General features: G+C 30.5%; 17 protein-coding genes. 16 read left to right on the forward strand and 1 reads right to left on the reverse strand.

From position 1 onward, the window contains the following. The first annotated feature begins 151 nt into the window (after positions 1 to 151). The 15 genes from ABID42_RS12075 to ABID42_RS12145 all read left to right on the forward strand — a co-directional run bounded on the left by ABID42_RS12075 (position 152) and on the right by ABID42_RS12145 (position 16,818). On the forward strand, positions 152 to 1,471 hold the full coding sequence (locus tag ABID42_RS12075) for an O-antigen ligase family protein (protein WP_367283870.1): 1,320 nt from the start codon (positions 152 to 154) through the stop codon (positions 1,469 to 1,471). A 79-nt stretch (positions 1,472 to 1,550) separates the two neighbouring features. Further along, on the forward strand, positions 1,551 to 2,540 hold the full coding sequence (locus ABID42_RS12080; protein WP_367283871.1) for a glycosyltransferase family A protein: 990 nt from the start codon (positions 1,551 to 1,553) through the stop codon (positions 2,538 to 2,540). 9 nt (positions 2,541 to 2,549) lie between these two features. Continuing rightward, entirely contained in the window at positions 2,550 to 3,701 is a 1,152-nt protein-coding gene (locus tag ABID42_RS12085; protein ID WP_367283872.1) for a glycosyltransferase family 4 protein, read from the forward strand. A 24-nt stretch (positions 3,702 to 3,725) separates the two neighbouring features. Further along, complete coding sequence (locus ABID42_RS12090) at positions 3,726 to 4,841, forward strand: glycosyltransferase family 4 protein (protein WP_367283873.1); 1,116 nt, start codon at positions 3,726 to 3,728, stop codon at positions 4,839 to 4,841. A 35-nt stretch (positions 4,842 to 4,876) separates the two neighbouring features. Then, positions 4,877 to 5,533, forward strand: coding sequence for a DUF1919 domain-containing protein (locus ABID42_RS12095; protein WP_367283874.1), 657 nt, complete (start codon positions 4,877 to 4,879; stop codon positions 5,531 to 5,533). Then, positions 5,520 to 6,581, forward strand: coding sequence for a glycosyltransferase (locus tag ABID42_RS12100; protein ID WP_367283875.1), 1,062 nt, complete (start codon positions 5,520 to 5,522; stop codon positions 6,579 to 6,581). The genes ABID42_RS12095 and ABID42_RS12100 overlap by 14 nt, the downstream gene beginning before the upstream one ends. 57 nt (positions 6,582 to 6,638) lie before the next feature. Beyond that, positions 6,639 to 7,376: a WecB/TagA/CpsF family glycosyltransferase gene (locus ABID42_RS12105; protein WP_367283876.1), complete on the forward strand. Its 738-nt coding sequence runs from the start codon at positions 6,639 to 6,641 to the stop codon at positions 7,374 to 7,376. Between the two features lie 83 nt (positions 7,377 to 7,459). Further along, complete coding sequence (locus tag ABID42_RS12110; protein ID WP_367283877.1) at positions 7,460 to 8,773, forward strand: UDP-glucose dehydrogenase family protein; 1,314 nt, start codon at positions 7,460 to 7,462, stop codon at positions 8,771 to 8,773. 82 nt (positions 8,774 to 8,855) lie between these two features. Beyond that, the gene (locus tag ABID42_RS12115; RefSeq protein WP_323699444.1) at positions 8,856 to 9,836 is read left to right on the forward strand and encodes a UDP-glucuronic acid decarboxylase family protein; all 981 of its coding nucleotides are present in this window, start codon (positions 8,856 to 8,858) and stop codon (positions 9,834 to 9,836) included. A 29-nt stretch (positions 9,837 to 9,865) separates the two neighbouring features. Then, the gene (rfbB, locus tag ABID42_RS12120) at positions 9,866 to 10,924 is read left to right on the forward strand and encodes a dTDP-glucose 4,6-dehydratase (RefSeq protein WP_367283878.1); all 1,059 of its coding nucleotides are present in this window, start codon (positions 9,866 to 9,868) and stop codon (positions 10,922 to 10,924) included. Between the two features lie 11 nt (positions 10,925 to 10,935). Then, complete coding sequence (gene rfbA, locus ABID42_RS12125; protein ID WP_367283879.1) at positions 10,936 to 11,796, forward strand: glucose-1-phosphate thymidylyltransferase RfbA; 861 nt, start codon at positions 10,936 to 10,938, stop codon at positions 11,794 to 11,796. Positions 11,797 to 11,837: 41 nt separating this feature from the next. Then, complete coding sequence (gene rfbC / locus ABID42_RS12130; protein ID WP_323261043.1) at positions 11,838 to 12,371, forward strand: dTDP-4-dehydrorhamnose 3,5-epimerase; 534 nt, start codon at positions 11,838 to 11,840, stop codon at positions 12,369 to 12,371. An 11-nt stretch (positions 12,372 to 12,382) separates the two neighbouring features. After that, the gene (gene rfbD, locus ABID42_RS12135) at positions 12,383 to 13,237 is read left to right on the forward strand and encodes a dTDP-4-dehydrorhamnose reductase (RefSeq protein ID WP_367283880.1); all 855 of its coding nucleotides are present in this window, start codon (positions 12,383 to 12,385) and stop codon (positions 13,235 to 13,237) included. Between the two features lie 444 nt (positions 13,238 to 13,681). Continuing rightward, on the forward strand, positions 13,682 to 15,076 hold the full coding sequence (locus tag ABID42_RS12140; RefSeq protein WP_367283881.1) for an undecaprenyl-phosphate glucose phosphotransferase: 1,395 nt from the start codon (positions 13,682 to 13,684) through the stop codon (positions 15,074 to 15,076). Positions 15,077 to 15,426: 350 nt separating this feature from the next. Continuing rightward, positions 15,427 to 16,818 (forward strand): undecaprenyl-phosphate glucose phosphotransferase, encoded by a 1,392-nt coding sequence (locus ABID42_RS12145; RefSeq protein ID WP_367283882.1) that lies wholly within the window; start codon positions 15,427 to 15,429, stop codon positions 16,816 to 16,818. Positions 16,819 to 16,865: 47 nt separating this feature from the next. Here the strand turns inward: ABID42_RS12145 and ABID42_RS12150 are convergent, their stop codons facing one another. After that, positions 16,866 to 17,606 carry a tyrosine-protein phosphatase gene (locus ABID42_RS12150; RefSeq protein WP_367283883.1) on the reverse strand — a complete coding sequence of 247 codons (741 nt, stop codon included), beginning with the start codon at positions 17,604 to 17,606 and terminating at the stop codon, positions 16,866 to 16,868. A gap of 300 nt (positions 17,607 to 17,906) precedes the next feature. Here ABID42_RS12150 and fucP point away from each other — a divergent pair, with 300 nt between their 5' ends. After that, on the forward strand, positions 17,907 to 19,142 hold the full coding sequence (gene fucP / locus ABID42_RS12155) for an L-fucose:H+ symporter permease (protein ID WP_367283884.1): 1,236 nt from the start codon (positions 17,907 to 17,909) through the stop codon (positions 19,140 to 19,142). Positions 19,143 to 19,256 lie beyond the last annotated feature (114 nt).

Here is a 19,256-nt window from a genome sequence, read left to right on the forward strand (position 1 = left end):
ATTTTACATGCCCTAGTGTGAGTAACCTATATGCGTGTCACACACTATTTGTATATATACTTTGTATGTTCATTCAAAGAACAATTTTAAACGAATTTAAGTAATGCAAGCATTGGTAATTATATTTATATCTTTTTTTATTGTCTATAAAATGTTTACCAAAGAATATGTTGATACATTTATTTGGTTTATGATAGGGATATTATTTATTCCTGATCACTTTATCATGTTTGATTCTCCACCAACAATTTCATCTCGTTTTTTTATTCTATTTTTTTTACTTTTCACTTTAATCAAAACCGAAAATCTAAAAAAGCAATTAGCACTTTACCCACTAAAATATAGTACAATATTTATTTTAATTTGTTTTTTACTAATCGGTTTTTTTGATTCAAGACTTAACTTAAACTTAGCTAAAATATTAAATAGAAGTTTAGGCTTTTTTCTTGATAATTTCATGATTTTATTATTGTCTTTTTTGATGATTAGAAATTTTAGAGATGTTATTAAAACTTATGAAATTTTGCTTTATATATTTTTGATTTTCTCAATTTATGGAGTTATCAATTACATTACGAGGTTGAATCCATACATGACTTTTATTTGTCAAGCCTTTAATGCAAGAGACTTTGCTTTAGATTATATGACGGGTTTAGATGGTCGTTATAGAATCTCATCATTTTCATGGCATCCAATATATTATGGATTTTTATTGAATTTGATATTCTTAATGGGTTTACTTCTTTATAGTATTCTCGAATTAAAACCAATAAGAAAGAGGGTTTATATAGGAATATCAGCATTAGTATTGTTCAATTTATTAATGGTTAATTCAAGAACACCTTTATTTGCTTTTTTAGGAGGTGTTGCTGTATTTTTTATTTGGGGGACTAATTTGAGGAAAAAAATTCAATTTTTTTTTATAGGTAGCATATTTACAATATTTATACTGTCATTTGTGCCTAAAGTTGGAGACTTTATAGACGACTCTCTCAACACATTTTCAAGTAAAGGATCAAGTCTTGAAGGTAGCTCAGTTGAAATGAGAAATGTTCAATTAGCATCATCAATATTTATTTTTAATAGAAATCCTATCACTGGAAATGGGTTTTATTATATAACAGAAAATTTAGGTTTTAAAGGAAGATCGGATGAACGTTCAAGTGATTCATCTTTTGCAGGGTTTGAAAGTTATTTATATAAACTTTTAATTGAACAAGGTATAATAGGTATTGTTGGTCACTTAGTGTTTTTCGGAAGCTTAATATTATATTTTTTATCACATGCTATCTATGCTAAAAATAAAGTTAGAAAACAGTTTGCAGTACTAAATATTGCTATGGTTTGTAGTTTTTTCCTTTTTATTTTTGGAACAGGCGACTTAGGAACATTTAAGTTTTTTATGCCAATAATGGGAATTAATTTAAAAGGATTAGAATATTTAAAATTTTATGAAAAGGATATTATTTAAAGAGATAAAGTTTTAATAGTAAGGGGTCATTTTTGTTTAAAATTTTAATATTAACTGGATAACTTTTTAGAACAATAGCATGGTAGAAAATACTTATAATGGTGGTTTAGCAATAGTTATACCTGCTTACAAATTAGATTATTTAAGAGATACTTTGGATTCTCTTAAAATGCAGACCAATCATAATTTTTCAGTGTATATTGGGGATGATAATAGTCCTTCTGACCTTTGGAATATTGTAAAAGAATTTACATCAGATTTGAATATCATCTACAAAAAATTTGGAAATAATTTAGGAGGAACAGATTTAGTAGCACATTGGAATAGGTGTATTAGTTTAGTAGGAAATGAAGAATGGATTTGGCTTTTTTCTGACGATGATTTGCTTGAACCAAACTGTATAGAATGTTTCTATAATTATATTTCACTGAATCCAAAAGTAGAATTAGTTCATTTTGATGTTAAAGTAATAGATAAGAAAGGTGTTGAAATATTAGATATTCCGGTCAATCGTTTCCCTAAAGTACTTTCAAGTGTTCTTTTTTTTGAAGAAAAAATAAGGGGCAATTTACAGAGTTTTGTTGTAGAATATATATTTAAACGATCTCTTTTTGATAGAGAAGGAGGGTTTGCTAATTTTGATTTGGCTTGGTGTGCAGATGATGCAACTTGGATAAAATTTGCAGCTAAAAGTGGTATATATACTATTGATGAAGCTTTTGTGTACTGGAGATATAGTGGGATTAACATATCTTCACTTACTAATAATCTTACTGTTTTAGAACGAAAGTTAAAAGCTAAGTTAGATTACTTAATTTGGGTCAAGAACTTTCTTCATAAAAATAATATTCAATCGAACTTGGGATATACTGAACTTATTAGGTGGTTTCTGCTTGAGGTTACAGAGAATCGTCAGATTAATTTAGATTATAGAATAAAGTTATCCTTTATACATTCTTATAAATTATTAGGTTTTTTTGGAGGAATTTTCTCCCTGTACTATATTATTTATTTTGAATTTAAAAAAAAGCTGGCAAAGCATATAAAGCAATATTTAAAAAACAAATGATATTTAGATATGAAAAAACAGGTTCTTTATTATACACAAGTTTTTTATTTAGATTGTGCTTTAGAGTATATTAAATTGGCTTCATTTGACTACAGTATAAGTTTGTATATTGAAATATCTCCTGAAGCATTACATGCAAATATTTTTGATTTAACAATAGATTTAGAGCAATACCCCTCAATTGTTAAATATGATGATGTTAAATATGATTGGAAAATAAATTCTTTAGAAAGCTATTTTATAAAATGTGAGGAAGTTTTTTTTGTAGTTCATCCACACAAAAGGAGCTTGAGCTTAAATTCATTCTTCCGTTCATTAAGTTTAAGTTATAAGATACAAAAAACTAAATTTGATTATATTCACTTAGAGGATATTTCATTGAGAACTGTTGGACTATTATTATATTTATTTCTAAATAGAAATAAATTAATTTTAAATGTTCATGATCCCAAAGCACATTCTGGTGAATTTCTTTTTAAAAAAGAACTTTTCAAATTCATTTATTATGCTATGGTAAAGAAATTTATATGTTTTTCTAATTATAGCCAAAGACTATTAAAGAGTCAACTTAAAGACAAACAAATTGAGCATATCAATTTGTTACCTTATAGTTACTATCAAAATTTTGTTAACATTCAAAATAGTAATATTAGAGATAAAATTTCTTTTGTTGGAAGAATATCTAAATATAAAGGTATTGAGTTATTTATAGAAGCGATTAAGATAATAAATGAACAATATCCTAACCAAGAGTATCAAATTGCAGGTAAATTATTAGAAGGCTATAATTTAGATTTTGAAGCTATAAATTTGAAAAATGTAAAAGTGTTAAATCAACACTTATCAAATAATATTTTAGTCGATATAATACAAACTTCAAAATTAGTTGTACTTCCATACTTAGATGCAACTCAAAGTGGAGTTATTATGACAGCTTATGCTCTAAATTGTCCTGTCGTTGTTACACCAGTTGGAGGATTGCCAGAATATGTGATTAATAAAGTAACAGGAATAGTTGCAAATGAAGTTACAGCTCAAGCAGTTGCTGATGCCTTAATTTTATTTTTTAAAAATGAGTTAAGTAAGAATAAAAATGAATTTCAAATGAATGATTTAAAAAACTATAATATAAAACAAATGAAATTGATTTATTCTAGATAATATGTTTATTGTAATTTTTAATATATGAAAAAAATTTTATTCGTTACTTCGAATTTAGGTGTAGGTGGTGCTCAGCAACATTTAATACTTTTTGCTAATTTTTTACTTGATAAAGGATATCAAATACTTGTTCTGAATACAAATACCAATAATGAATTTGCTTACAGATTTAAGGAAGGAGTTGAAGTTATTAATATACCTAGAAAATACAATTTTGATATAAACCCAGCTTTTGAGATTTATAAAATTGCTAATCAAAGACAGATTCACCATATATTCTGCGACAGTTTATTTTCATACATTTATGCTTATAAACTTGCATTGGAAAACGATAATAAAGTATCAGTGATTTTTCATACAACTAATTATGTTGATAATTGGAATTATCTGAAAGATTTATTTGTCAGAATATTTCTCAACAGAAGAGTAAGATTAATTGGAGTATCTGCAAATCAAATTAAGAGACTGTCAAAGGTTTTATTTATTTCATCCAAAAGATTTAAATTAATTTATAATGGTATTGATAAAGAATATTTCAACTTCAATATCAGAGAAGAATTAAGAGTACTGAATCTTCGTAGACAGTTAGAAATACCTCAAGACGCATTTGTTATAGTAAAAACAGCAAGGCTTTATGCTGAAAAAAATCATGAACTTGCTATAAAAGCTCTAAGAATATTAAGAGATGATTATAAACTCAATGCCTACATGATTTTTGTGGGTAATTCTGATGGTAATAGGAAGCAAGTTATTGAGAAATTAATTTTTGAAAATAATTTAAACGACTACATTAAACTTGTAGGTGCTAAAAAAGACGTTAGACCTTATCTAGCAGTTTCTGATATGTTTATATTATCTTCAAAATCCGTAGAAACTTTTTCAATTGCTGCACTTGAAGCAATGGCAATGGGGTTACCTGCTGTTCTGACGAATTTAGGAGGAGCTAATGAGATGATTATGGAAGGACAAAATGGGTATGTTGCAACATTTGAGAATAAAAATGAATATGCTAAAGCTATTGCAAGAGTTATAAAAGGTGAAAATAAACTTAGTAATAAAGAAATAAGTGCATATGTCATTGAAAAATTTGAACTAAATATGACAAACGAAAATTTAGAAGCATTTGTAATGGGTAATTAGCTTGATTTATTTTGGGGACTTAATATCATAATTATATGTGGTTAAAAAAAATTTACAAAAAGAAAAGGGACTCTTTTTATCAACAAAAAAGATCAAAATATTTTGATAAGTTAAATTATTTTATAAATGAAGAAACGACAATTATTTCAAATAATTGTCTAGCAGGATTTATCTATCAAGACTTAAATCGTGCTTACTCTAGTCCAACAGCAGGGTTATATTTTTTTTTCCCAGATTATATTGAATTTTTATCAGACTTAGAATCTAATCTAAAATTACCATTAGTATTTGTTGAATCTTCAAAATATCAAATAGGAAATGATAGATTAAAAAAATCTAAACATTATTATCCAGTTGCTTTATTAGGAGGGAAATTTGAGATACATTTTCTTCACTATGAAACAATTCAAGAAGCTAAATCCAAATGGGAAAGACGTGTTTCAAGAGTTAATTTAAACAACTTACTTGTATTAGGTACAGAATTAGACCTTTGTACTGAAAATGACATTCTTGCCTTTGAAAAATTACCTTTTAAGAAAAAGTTTTTTTTTACAAAAGAAACCTTTCCAACACTCAAATCAACTATAACTATAGAGAGTTTTAGAGAAAATCCGAAGATAGGAGACCCCCTTAGAAATGGAGATATTTTATACAAACACCTATTAACTAAATTTGAAAATGAGGGACTGTAATTTAAAACAAAATTCAATTGCCTTAATTATTCCAGATTTTGATTTTGGTGGAGAAGAGAAACGTGTTCTTTTTTTCGCTAATAGTTATGTAGATTATTTTAAAGATGTTTATTTATTTGCTCCTGAAGGTAAAAGTGTCTCATTATTGGATAATAGGGTAAAGCACATAGTTACAGAAACTCGACACTATAAAAGCATTTTTAAAGTATTACAAATATTAAAAATAAATAAGGTAACTTTTTTACAAGGACACAAAAGAGCAACACTCCCTTATTTAGTAGCAGCAGAAAAGCTATTAGGAATAAAAAGCTGTTTTAACTTTGATAATATTTACTTGGATAATGGCATTAGTAACTTCTTGATGCCTAAAACCATAATTTATCTTTCTGATGTTTTAATGGAACATTATCAGCCTTTTTTTAAAAGACATGACAATACAGTCATTAACATGGGAGGTGATTTTTTAAAGTCTATTGATGACAATGAAAAAAATAAGTTAAAGGAGTTATTTAATATAACTAATAAGTTTACTATCTTAAGTTTAGGACGTTTGTCCAAGCAGAAAAATCAACATCTATTAATCGAAGCTTTAGCTAGAATTTCTGATATAGATTTTGCTGTATTATTCGTTGGAGAAGGACCTTTAGAAAATGAGTTAAAAGAAATGTGTATTTCAAATAATATTATTGATAAAGTTCATTTTCTAGGGCATAGAACTGATGTAAATGCTTTATTATCTATAGCTGATGTATTAGTTCAATCTTCTATTTTTGAAGGGTTTCCTAATGTTTTTATTGAAGCGAGCTCCTTGTCTGTTCCTATAATCGCTACAAATGTAGGATCATCAAAATCTCTTGTTAAAGATAATGGTATTTTGATTCAGTCTCAAGATGCAATAGGCTTATCCAATGCTATTCGAACGATGGCTCAGAATATCTCTGTGTATAAAACAAATGCTGAGCTTCTAAAAGGGAGTACATTTTTTAAGCAATTTCATAAGTCAGAAATGTTAAATGGATATATTGAACATTATAAATTAAGGTGTTAGTATATTATCTGAATTAATTGGATATAATACTCTACTTCATTTAGTAAACCTAAAGAAATGAAATCAATCCAAATTTTAAAAGCCAAAGTAAATATTTTGTCTGTTGAAGAGCTTCATGAAGAAATTAAAGGATTAATTAGAAGCAACAAACAGTCTGTTATAGATTACCTCAACATATACTCTGCAAATATTGCCTATGAGGAAGAATGGTTCGCTAATTTTTTAAACACTTGTTCTATTGTATTATGTGATGGTAAGGGTATTCAATTAGGAGCCTATTTTTTAGGACAGGAGATTCCGCCTCAGATTGCATATAATAGATGGCTTTGGGAATTCTTTTCTTTCTGTCAGTCAGAAAGTTACTCTATTTTTTTATTAGGGGCTAAACCTGGTATATTCTCGAAATCTATTGATGTTATACATTCTAAAGGTTATCAATTATCTATTGATGGTTACCATGGCTATTTTAACAGATCAAATGAAGAAAATGACGAAGTCATAAAGATTATAAATAAATTTTCCCCTGATATTTTATTAGTAGGTTTTGGTATGCCACTTCAGGAAAAATGGGTTATTGAAAATAGAGATAAACTCAATGCCAAAGTTATTATTTTAGGAGGAGCTTTTTTGGATTGGATAAGTGGCTCTGTTAAATTACCCCCCAAAATTGTCACTAAATTAGGATTTGAGTGGTTATACCGTCTTTTTTTAGAACCAAGAAGACTTGCACATAGGTACTTAGTAGGTATCCCTTTATTTTTTTATAGAGTTTTTTTCAATAGGATATTTCATTAATCATTAAAATGCAATTATTATCCTTATATACATTAAACTAACACAATCTAATTATTAGATATTTATACAAAAAAACAAATTTTATGAAAATAGCAGTAGTCGGCACAGGATATGTAGGATTAGTAACTGGTACTTGTTTTGCAGAGACTGGTAATCAAGTAGTTTGCGTAGATATTGATGCAAAGAAGGTTGATAAGATGAAGAATGGTATCATACCTATTTATGAACCAGGTCTTGATGTTTTATTTAACAGAAATACAGCAGAGGGTCGTTTGAAATTCACGACAGATTTAGCTGAGGGGATTAAGGATGCTAAAGTAATTTTCTTAGCCTTGCCAACACCTCCTGGGGAAGACGGTTCAGCCGATTTAAAATATATATTGAAGGTTGCGAATGATTTAGGACCAATTTTAGATCAATATGTAGTCATCATCGACAAGAGTACCGTACCAGTTGGTACAGCAGAGAAAGTTCATGCTGCCATTGCTAAGAATGCTTCAACAGAATTATTCGATGTAGTATCGAATCCAGAATTTTTAAGAGAAGGAGTTGCTGTAGAAGATTTCATGAAACCCGACCGAGTAGTAATTGGTACGAGTTCAGAGAAAGCTAAAGGAGTAATGACGAAATTATATGCACCTTTGGTACGCCAAGGGAATCCTGTTATTTTCATGGACGAACGTTCAGCAGAAATGACGAAATATGCTGCGAATGCTTTCTTGGCGACTAAGATTACTTTCATGAACGAAATTGCGAATCTTTGTGAAATGGTTGGAGCGAATGTAGATGATATTCGTAGAGGAATCGGAACAGATTCACGTATCGGCAAGCGTTTCTTATTTGCAGGAATTGGTTACGGTGGAAGTTGTTTTCCCAAAGATGTTCAAGCATTAGAGAAGACTTCAAAAGATTCTGGCTATGAGTTTCAGATATTGAAAGCAGTAATGACTGTTAATGAAGATCAAAAGACTAGATTAATTCCACATATCAAAGCACATTTTGGCGGAGATTTGAAAGGAAAAGTATTTGGAATGTGGGGCTTGGCCTTCAAACCTTATACAGATGATATTCGTGAAGCACCAGCTTTGTACAATATCAAAGAATTGTTGGCGGAAGGAGCTATCATCAAAGCCTTCGACCCAGAGGCGATGGAGAATGTGAAAGGAGTGATTGGAGATGCAATTACTTATACCAAAGGTCCTTACGAAGCCATTAAAGATGCAGATGCAGTATTAATAATGACTGAATGGCCACAATTCCGTACTCCAGAGTTTGAGGTGATGGAAGTGTTATTGAAAGATAAAGTAATCTTCGATGGACGTAATTTGTATGAATTAGAACAAATGAAGGAATTGGGATATACTTATTATTCAATTGGTAGAGAAACGGTAAAATAATTGTGAGCTTTAAGCTATGAGCTTTGAGATTAGGGAAATAAATAATAAAAAAGCTGATAGCTTAAAGCTTGCTGCTAAAAATATGAAACGAGTATTAATAACAGGTGGAGCGGGTTTCTTGGGTTCCCACCTTTGTGACAGATTTATCAAAGAAGGCTATCATGTGATAGCGATGGATAATTTGATTACTGGTGATTTGAAGAATATCGAACACCTTTTCAAATTACCGAACTTTGAATTTTATCATCATGATGTATCTAAGTTTATCCATGTACCAGGAGAATTAGATTATATTCTTCATTTTGCATCTCCAGCTTCTCCGATTGACTATTTGAAGATTCCAATCCAAACGTTAAAAGTTGGTTCATTGGGTATTCATAACTGTCTTGGCTTGGCAAGAGTAAAAGGAGCAAGAGTATTGATTGCTTCAACCTCAGAAGTTTATGGAGACCCAACAGTTCATCCACAACCAGAAGAGTATTGGGGTAATGTAAATCCAGTAGGGCCAAGAGGCGTTTATGATGAGGCGAAACGCTTCCAAGAGGCGATGACGATGGCTTATCATACTTTCCACGGTTTAGAGACAAGAATTGTTAGAATCTTTAATACTTATGGACCAAGAATGCGCCTGAATGACGGTAGAGTATTGCCTGCATTTATCGGTCAAGCTTTAAGAGGTGAAGACTTAACGATGTTTGGTGATGGTTCACAGACAAGAGCCTTCTGTTATGTAGATGACTTGGTCGAAGGAATTTATCGTTTGTTATTGAGTGATTATGCCCAACCAGTAAATATTGGTAATCCAGATGAGATAACGATTAAGGAATTTGGCGAAGAAATCATCAAATTGACAGGAACAGAACAGAAGTTGATATCATTACCATTACCAACAGATGACCCTAAGCAACGTAAACCAGATATTACGAAGGCGAAAGCAATACTAGGTTGGGAACCAAAAGTGAGTCGTTCAGAAGGCTTGAAGATTACTTATGAATACTTCAAATCCTTATCGAAGGATGAATTATTCAAGATGGCTAATCATAGAGAGTTTGAAAAGAAATAAAAGTATTTAGATTAACGACAGACTTGTTTATGAAGAAACTATTAATCACAGGCGGAGCAGGTTTTATTGGCTCACATGTTGTCAGACTATTTGTTACTAAGTATCACGATTATCAGATTTTCAATTTGGACAAATTGACTTATGCTGGAAATTTGGAAAATTTAAGGGATATTGAAAATGAACCGAATTATACTTTTGTAAAAGGTGATATTGTGGATGCCGGTTTCATTGATGCTTTATTTGCTGAACATCAGTTTGATGGGGTTATTCACTTAGCTGCTGAATCTCATGTTGACCGTTCTATCTCTGAACCAATGGCTTTTGTCATGACCAATGTTGTAGGTACTTGTAATTTATTGAACGCTGCTAAAAATACTTGGAAGGCATCTGGTTATGAAGGAAAGCGTTTTTACCATGTTTCTACGGATGAGGTTTATGGAGAATTACACAATCCAGAAGATTTCTTTACAGAAACAACTCCTTATGACCCTCGCTCTCCTTATTCTGCTTCAAAGGCTTCTTCTGACCACTTTGTAAGAGCTTATGGTAATACTTATAAATTACCAGTTGTGATTACTAACTGCTCTAATAACTATGGTCCAAATCATTTCCCAGAGAAATTATTGCCATTGATGATTCACAACATCTTGAACAATAAACCATTGCCTGTTTATGGAAAAGGTGAAAATGTAAGAGATTGGTTATTTGTGGTTGACCATGCTAGAGCAATTGATACAGTTTTTCATAACGGAGTACTAGGCGAAACTTATAATATTGGTGGCTTTAACGAATGGAAAAATATAGACATCGTTATGTTAGTTTGTAAAACGATGGACAGTAAACTTGGAAGACCAGAAGGTACTTCTGAACAGTTAATCACTTATGTTACTGACCGTGCTGGACATGATTTGAGATATGCCATTGATGCTACAAAAATCATGAATGAATTAGGTTGGAAACCATCTTTGCAATTTGAAGAAGGACTTGAGAAAACAGTAGATTGGTTTTTAAATAACCAAGAATGGCTTGATAATGTTACTTCAGGAAATTATCAAAACTATTACGATTCAATGTACACAAACCGATAAACCAAGAAAAAATGAAAGGAATTATTCTAGCTGGTGGTTCGGGAACCCGTCTTCATCCACTAACATTAGCAGTAAGTAAACAATTAATGCCTGTTTACGACAAACCAATGATTTATTATCCGCTTTCAATTCTGATGTTGGCGGGCATCAAAGAAATCTTAATTATTTCTACTCCTCACGATTTACCACATTTCAAAAAGCTTTTGGGAGATGGTTCGCAAGTGGGTTGTAGATTTGAATATGCAGAACAACCTTTACCAAACGGATTAGCTCAGGCTTTTGTAATTGGAGAAGAGTTTATCGGTGATGATAAAGTAGCCTTAGTTTTAGGAGATAATATTTTCTACGGAAGTGGATTAAGTAAATTACTTCAAGCCAACAACGACCCAGAAGGTGGCGTAGTGTATGCCTACCAAGTCCATGACCCAGAAAGATATGGAGTAGTAGAATTTGATGATGATTTCAATGTACTTTCAATTGAAGAAAAGCCAGTTGAACCAAAATCTAATTATGCAGTACCAGGTTTATATTTCTATGATAACTCAGTGGTTGAAATTGCTAAAAACATAGCACCTTCACCAAGAGGAGAATATGAAATTACGGATGTGAACAAGGAGTACTTGAAACAAGGGAAACTAAAAGTTGGTGTATTGAACAGAGGAACAGCTTGGTTAGATACTGGAACATTTGTATCCTTAATGCAAGCAGGACAATTTGTACAAGTGATTGAAGAAAGACAAGGACTCAAAGTAGGTTGTATTGAAGAAGTAGCTTACAGAATGGGATTCATTGATAAAGAACAACTCAGAAAAGTAGCAGAACCACTGGTGAAAAGTGGATATGGTAAGTATTTACTAGGTTTGTTAGATTAAAAAGATAATCATTTTATAACCAAACACACTAAATTAATTCAATGAAAGTTACTGAAGCTAGTTTAAAAGACGTTTTGATTTTAGAACCTCCTGTGTTTGAAGATGCTAGGGGAGTGTTTTTTGAATCATTCAACAGCATTACATGGGCTAAACAAGGTTTGCCATCAGAATTTGTTCAAGACAATCAGTCTTTCTCTGTAAAGGGTGTCTTAAGAGGTTTGCATTTTCAGCAAGGAGAGTTTGCCCAAGGGAAACTTGTTAGAGTAATTACAGGAAGAGTACTGGATGTGGCAGTTGATATTAGACCTGATTCTCCAACTTTTGGGAAATGGGAATTTTTTGAATTAGATGGAAAATCTAACAAAATGGTTTATATCCCAGTTGGTTTTGCTCATGGTTTTTTAGCTTTAGAAGATAGTATATTCTCTTATAAATGTACCGCAGGATATAATAAAGCATCAGAAGGTGGAATCATTTGGAATGACCCTGTTCTGAAGATAGAATGGCCAGTTGAAAATCCTAATATATCTGATAAGGACTTGATATTGCCAACATTTGAATCGTACTTTATTTAATTGAAGATAATATGAATATTTTAGTTTTTGGAGGTGTTGGACAGTTAGGTCAATGTCTAAAGAAAGTAGCAGATACTCGTGGAATAGAAGGGTTGATTTATTTAGATGAAATTCAAGGTAATATACTTGATAAAGAGTTGCTAAAAGGTCTATTTGAGCAATATCAACCTAAATATGCTATTAATTGTGCTGCATATACAGCTGTGGATAAAGCAGAGGATGAAATAGATTTATCAAGGCTAATTAACAAAACAGGGGCTGAAAATGTTGCTAAAGCTTGTGCTCAATTTCATACAACCTTAATCCATATTTCTACAGATTTCGTTTTTGAAGGAAATCTTGCAAAAGCTTTGAATGAGGAAGATATTGCCGAACCTATCAACGTATATGGCTTGACAAAATTAGAAGGGGAACAAGGGATTTCACAGATTACTAGTCAATATTTTACATTAAGAACTAGTTGGTTGTATTCTGAGTTTGCTAATAATTTCGTCAAAACGATGTTACGATTAGGCAAAGAAAGAGATGAATTAGGGGTTATTATTGATCAAGTAGGTTCGCCAACTTATGCAGTTGATTTAGCTGGTTGTATTTTGGAAATAATTACTTCTAAAAGTGATGCTTATGGTTTATACCATTATAGTAATGAAGGAGTGACTTCTTGGTATGATTTTGCTAAAGCGATTTTTGAATTGGCAAACTGCCCAGTTAAAGTAAAGCCTCTAAAAACAATAGAATATCCTACAAAAGCAACAAGACCTACTTATTCTGTAATGGATAAAAGTAAGATTAAAAGTTCATTAGGAATTCAAATTCCTTATTGGAGAGATAGTTTAACAGTTTGTTTAAAAGAACTTAAATCCTAAACAAGATTGGTGAGTAGGATTATTTAATCTATTCTTTTTATATAAAGGTAAAAATAAAAAAGAAAGCCACCAATCTCTAAAGATGGTGGCTTTTTTAATACTTATTTTATTCTTTAAAAATTAATAAAATAAGTCAGTGCTGCCAAAAGGATGATTAAAGTAATTCGTCCCCATATTTGAAGTGTGTATTTTGATTCATTGTTCATAATGTAAAGAAGGTTAAGATGTGTAAATGATAAACAATATTAAATAGTATTCGAATTTACGATTATTTAAGTTAAATTTATTAGAAATCCCTCATCTATTTATTAAACGGTAACGATTGTGCCATTTTTGTAAATATTCTAAGAAATAATTGTTTTTCATTTTGAGCTAAAAGTTTAAATTCAATTATTGTCATTCAGCATTTATAATTCGCTAACATCCAAATAAATATTTTCTATTATGCCTCAAAGTATAAGTAAAGTGAGCTATTTCAGGTTGTTGTCTGATATCATCGCTATCGTATGTGTTTTTGTATTTTCCTCGTTTATCACTAAACCTGAATTTGAAAAAAGTGATAGCATATTATTAATATTACTTATTATAGGTTGGTACTTTTCTACTAAAATTTCTAGTACTTATGATGATTTTAGAACAGAAAGGTATATAGGAGAATTGTTGTTGATTTTTCAGAATGTGCTAATACAGTCTATTGTTGCTGGACAGGTTTTATTTATTTTGAATAGACATGAATATACTAGACGATTTGTTCTGGCTTACATTATCATTCTATCAATCGTCTTAATTATTAAAAACTACATTATTAAAAAAATACTATTAAAGTACCGTCAAAAAGGTGGGAATATAAAAAATGTAGTTTTTGTTGGTTATAATGAAATTACTTCAAATCTAATATCACAAATTCAAGATAACCCTCATTATGGATTTAAAGTAATTGGTATTATCGCTAAAGAGGAAGAGGGTTATGATTTTGGTGGAAACACTTATTTAGGAGATTTACAGAAATTTCTAACAATGAATGAGGACTATAAAATTGATGAAATCATTATCACTACAGAAGAGATTTCCAATCATTTGATGCAAAAGATATTTGTATTATCAGAAAGAAGGGCGATTAGAACTAAAATTGTTCCAAGTTATATTACTTATTATCCAAGTAGATTACAATTCAAGTTTTTTGGTAATTATCCATTAATCACTTTTAGAAGTGAACCTCTACAAGAATATCATTGGAGATTAGTAAAAAGAGTTTTTGATATTGTATTCTCATTATTTGTCTTTGTATTTATTTTCTCATGGTTATTTCCAATCGTTGCTATCTTAATTAAGTTGGATTCTAAAGGACCTGTATTTTTTAGACAATATCGTTGGGGTAAGGATAATAGGAAATTCAAATGTTTTAAGTTTAGGTCGATGAAAGCTGAAAGTAAGGATGTTACTGAGAAAGGTACATTTAATCAAGCTCAGATGAATGACCCAAGAATTACTAGATTAGGGCAGTTTTTGAGATCATCAAGCTTAGATGAATTACCTCAGTTTATAAATGTTTTATTAGGTGATATGTCAATAGTTGGACCAAGACCACATGCGCATGAACATAATATTCGTACTAAGGATGAAGTAGATAGCTATTTGGTAAGACATTGGATTAAGCCGGGAATCACAGGGTGGGCTCAAGTAAATGGATATAGAGGAGAAACTAAAACTATTGAGCAGATGGAACAAAGAGTAAAATATGATATTTGGTATATCGAAAATTGGTCTCTAGGGTTAGACTTCAAAATTATATTCATGACAGTTTATAATGTAATTAAAGGAGAAGAAATGGCATATTAATTTATTGAGAATTATGGGTTTCAATCATAACAAAAAGCAATACGATATTATGTTGTATTGCTTTTTGTCATTTAAATCAAAATATTGTAATATTTTGATTTTTATTGTGTTTATTTTGTAAATATTTTATTTTCAATGTAAATTGAAATTTAAGGAAAAATAATTCTTTATGGAGTTGTTTATCAGATACTTATAAATTATGCTTTCTTTTTTACATGCTTAAACTCAGTTTTTTAAAACTGTAACACTCTTATAAATATACCGTTTAATAGATTTTTTTGTGACTATCCAACATAGATTGTAAATTTGCCTCATGAGAAATCAATCAATAGCACATTAAATATAAATTTATGATGAAAGACTACTTTGGAAGAGAAAATTATTATTTACGATTACTCACTGATATTTTAGTGTTGTCACTTTCTTTTTATCTGACTTCAGTAGTTAGTAATCGTAATAATTTTATTCACGATAGAGAGGTTTTTGTGATTTTAGTAATAGTTTGGTACTTTTCTAGTAAAATTATTCATGTTTATGATGATTTTAGAACGCTTAAATTTATTGATGAATTTCTACTATTAGTACCAGTTATTGCTATTCAAGCATTAGTTATAATCCTCTTTTTATTTTTTCTTAATGATAGGGATAATGCTCGTAGGTTTGTTGTGGAATATTGCGGAATGCTTTTTTTGTTTCTTGCTATCAAAAAATATTTACTAAAAAAGTTTTTCCAATTCCTTAGAAAAAAAGGTAGAAATACTAGGAATTTGTTAATTGTAGGTAGCTCAGAAATGGGTATTTCGTTTTTTGATTTTGTAAAGAATAATACTCAATTCGGTTATAATCCAGTAGGTTTTATAGATGAAACAAAGTCTGTGTATCTCAACGGTTTGTATAAAGGCAATTTTGAGGAAGTTGATAAAATTATAATTGAAAATAGCATTGATGAAATTGTTGTTGCAATGCCTCAGTTCAATAAACAACAGTTAGATAAAATTATAGCTGCTGGTGAACGAAATGCTATTAGAACTAGAATTATTCCTGATTACTTCAGATTTAGCTCGAATAAATTTAAAATGGGAATGTTCGGTAATTTTCCGATGATTACAGTAAGAGACGAACCTCTGAATCAATTGCATTGGAGACTCATTAAAAGAGCCATTGACTTGATTTTTAGTTTATTGCTGTCGATATTTATTTTTTCTTGGTTGTTCCCAATAATTGCCATACTGATTAGACTTGAATCAAAAGGAAGTATTTTCTTTATTCAAGAAAGATGGGGAAGAAATAGAGAAATCATTCGTTGTTTGAAGTTTAGGACTATGTATAGCGAAAGCAAAGTAATAGTCGATGGTAAATTTCAACAAACTACTGAAAATGACCCAAGGATTACTAAAATCGGTAGATTCCTGAGAAAAACTAATTTAGATGAACTTCCACAGTTTTTAAATGTAATAGGTGGTTCAATGTCAGTTGTTGGACCTAGACCACATGCAGTACAACATAACATTGAAAGTCAGGCTTTGATAAATAATTATGCTTTACGTAACTGGGTAAAACCAGGAGTAACTGGCTGGGCACAAGTAAATGGTTTGAGAGGTGAAACAAAAGATTTCAGTTTGATGAGAAAAAGAGTTGTATTTGATATTTGGTATATCGAAAACTGGACGCCTTGGCTTGATTTTAAGATAGTAATAATGACTGTCTATAATATGTTCAGAGGTGAAGACATGGCATATTAATAGAAATAAAAAAGGCTTGAGAACTAAATTCTCAAGCCTTTTTTATTTTATACTTTTTGATTTAAATGTTTCAATTTTGATATTTTACTGAGAATACTTTTGGACTGTAATACTTTATTTAATATTCTCAAATCTTCTGGTCTGTGTAAATCTGTTCCAAAAAACTCATAGACATTCATATCTAATAATTTATTAGCTACTTCATTGGCTTTGCCTCCATACTGATTTACTAAAGACATTAAGTTTAGCTGTAAATGACAGCCTAATGCTTTTAATTCTTCAAATTTACTAAGGTTTTCACTCAGGTATAAATACCTTTCAGGGTGTGCAATGATTGGTCGATATCCTTTTGTCCGTAAATTAAAAATAGTTGTTTCTAAATTGATTGGGGCTGCCACAAATGAAAACTCTACTAGAATATATTTATCTCCAAAGGTTAATAAATTATCGTTCTCTAATAATCCTGTAAATTGCTCATCAATTTTATATTCTGCTGCTACTTCAATTTCAATGTCAATATTAGCTTCAATGAGTGCTTCTTTTAAGGTTTTTAATCCGTCTTTAATCACTTCAGGCGTATTAGGATATACTTCAGCCATTATATGTGGCGTAGTAACGATTTTAGAGAAGCCTAATTCTTTTAATTTTTGAATACAAATAATTGAGTTCTCAATATTTGTACAGCCATCATCAATTCCAGGAATGAGATGAGAATGAATATCTGTACCAATAAATGAAAAATCTGTGACTTTAGGAGTATCTGATGATTTTTTTAAAAATGAAAACATATCTTTAATTTAAGCTAAGAGCTGCTAGCTTTGAGCCATGAGCTTTTTTGACCTATTGGTTTTGTACTTTGACCTACTATCTTAATTTTTATACAAAAATCTTAATTTAAGAGGCAAAGCTGAAAGAATCATGCTAAAATACCATAAATCTTTGATAATAATGTGAATGATATATGTTTGTAAATGTTTTTTCTTTGTATTATCAAATTATTAATGAAAAAGAAGAGTAGTTTATGATTTTTTCTACTTGTTATAGACGATTCAACATGTATCAATCTTAAACTATTAAAATATTTATTTATGAAAAACAGATATTTAGTACCTTTTATTTTATTGACTACCTTGTTTTTCCTTTGGGGATTTGCACATAATTTAAATCCAATTCTAATTCCACACCTTAAAAAAGCTTGTCAGTTATCTGATTTTCAATCTTCATTAATTGATGGCTCTTTTTTTATTGCTTATTTCATCATGGCTATACCAGCAGGTATGGTAATGAAACGATTTGGTTATAAAACTGGTATCATTGCTGGCTTACTTTTATTTGCTATTGGTGCTTTCTTATTTATTCCTGCGGCTAATACAAGAGTTTTTGGACTTTTCTTGACAGCTTTATTTGTGATTGCTAGTGGGTTAACATTTTTAGAAACAGCTGCTAATCCTTATATGACTGTGTTAGGTGAACCAGAAGGGGCAGCTCAAAGATTAAACCTTGCTCAATCTTTCAATGGTTTGGCAGCTACGATTGCTCCGTTATTAGGAGGACTTTTTATTTTATCTGGCAATACTTTAACCAGTGCTGAAACGGCTTCAATGACGACAGAGCAAATGAGTGTATTTTTAGATGGCGAAGCAGCAACTGTAAAATTGCCTTATTTAATCATCGGTATTATCGTATTATTGGTTGCTGTTTTATTGTACAAAAGTAAATTGCCTGAAATTACTGAAGCTGGGCATGATATTGAGTTACCAACAGGAAGTCAGTCGATTATGCGTCATAAACATTTAATTTGGGGAATTGCTGCTCAGTTTTTTTATGTGGGCGCACAAGTATGTGTATCTAGCTTCTTTATTCGCTATTTAGGGAAAACGGCTGGTATTGATGAAAAAACAGCTGCCAATTATTTATCGGCTGCGCTATTATGTTTTATGGTTGGACGATTCATAGGTACTTTCTTAATGAAATACATCAGTCCAAATATACTTCTAGCCATATACGCTTTAGCAAATATTGTTTTGTTGACTGTAGTAGTTATTTATGGCGGAATGATTTCGGTATATGGCTTGATTGGAGTAGAGTTCTTTATGTCAATCATGTTTCCAACAATTTTCTCTTTAAGTATTCAATCGTTAGGGAAAGAAACTAAAATTGGCTCATCATTAGTAATTATGTCAATTGTTGGGGGAGCAATTTTTCCACTTATCATGGGTAGAATTTCAGATTTGATGAGCATTCAAGTGGCTTATTCTGTTCCATTGCTTTGCTTCTTTGTTGTTTTTTACTTCGGTTGGAAAGGTTCGAAAGTAAAAGCATAAACTTGATTTTTATAAGATAATTACGAAAAACCATATAGGTCTAATCAAATAGTTATTTGTAATGTTTAGTTAAAATCACTGCGAACTCATTTGTTCGCAGTTGAGAGACTAACG

The sequence above is a fragment of the Arcicella rosea genome (assembly GCF_040543805.1).
Lineage (GTDB): Bacteria > Bacteroidota > Bacteroidia > Cytophagales > Spirosomataceae > Arcicella > Arcicella rosea.

Excerpts from the sequence above, each read along its gene's own strand:
- ABID42_RS12075 (WP_367283870.1), top strand. The coding sequence starts at position 152 with ATGTTTACCAAAGAATATGTTGATACATTTATTTGGTTTATGATAGGG.
- ABID42_RS12080 (WP_367283871.1), top strand. The coding sequence starts at position 1,551 with ATGGTAGAAAATACTTATAATGGTGGTTTAGCAATAGTTATACCTGCT.
- ABID42_RS12085 (WP_367283872.1), top strand. The coding sequence starts at position 2,550 with ATGAAAAAACAGGTTCTTTATTATACACAAGTTTTTTATTTAGATTGT.
- ABID42_RS12090 (WP_367283873.1), top strand. The coding sequence starts at position 3,726 with ATGAAAAAAATTTTATTCGTTACTTCGAATTTAGGTGTAGGTGGTGCT.
- ABID42_RS12095 (WP_367283874.1), top strand. The coding sequence starts at position 4,877 with ATGTGGTTAAAAAAAATTTACAAAAAGAAAAGGGACTCTTTTTATCAA.
- ABID42_RS12100 (WP_367283875.1), top strand. The coding sequence starts at position 5,520 with ATGAGGGACTGTAATTTAAAACAAAATTCAATTGCCTTAATTATTCCA.
- ABID42_RS12105 (WP_367283876.1), top strand. The coding sequence starts at position 6,639 with ATGAAATCAATCCAAATTTTAAAAGCCAAAGTAAATATTTTGTCTGTT.
- ABID42_RS12110 (WP_367283877.1), top strand. The coding sequence starts at position 7,460 with ATGAAAATAGCAGTAGTCGGCACAGGATATGTAGGATTAGTAACTGGT.
- ABID42_RS12115 (WP_323699444.1), top strand. The coding sequence starts at position 8,856 with ATGAAACGAGTATTAATAACAGGTGGAGCGGGTTTCTTGGGTTCCCAC.
- rfbB (WP_367283878.1), top strand. The coding sequence starts at position 9,866 with ATGAAGAAACTATTAATCACAGGCGGAGCAGGTTTTATTGGCTCACAT.
- rfbA (WP_367283879.1), top strand. The coding sequence starts at position 10,936 with ATGAAAGGAATTATTCTAGCTGGTGGTTCGGGAACCCGTCTTCATCCA.
- rfbC (WP_323261043.1), top strand. The coding sequence starts at position 11,838 with ATGAAAGTTACTGAAGCTAGTTTAAAAGACGTTTTGATTTTAGAACCT.
- rfbD (WP_367283880.1), top strand. The coding sequence starts at position 12,383 with ATGAATATTTTAGTTTTTGGAGGTGTTGGACAGTTAGGTCAATGTCTA.
- ABID42_RS12140 (WP_367283881.1), top strand. The coding sequence starts at position 13,682 with ATGCCTCAAAGTATAAGTAAAGTGAGCTATTTCAGGTTGTTGTCTGAT.
- ABID42_RS12145 (WP_367283882.1), top strand. The coding sequence starts at position 15,427 with ATGATGAAAGACTACTTTGGAAGAGAAAATTATTATTTACGATTACTC.
- ABID42_RS12150 (WP_367283883.1), bottom strand. The coding sequence starts at position 17,606 with ATGTTTTCATTTTTAAAAAAATCATCAGATACTCCTAAAGTCACAGAT.
- fucP (WP_367283884.1), top strand. The coding sequence starts at position 17,907 with ATGAAAAACAGATATTTAGTACCTTTTATTTTATTGACTACCTTGTTT.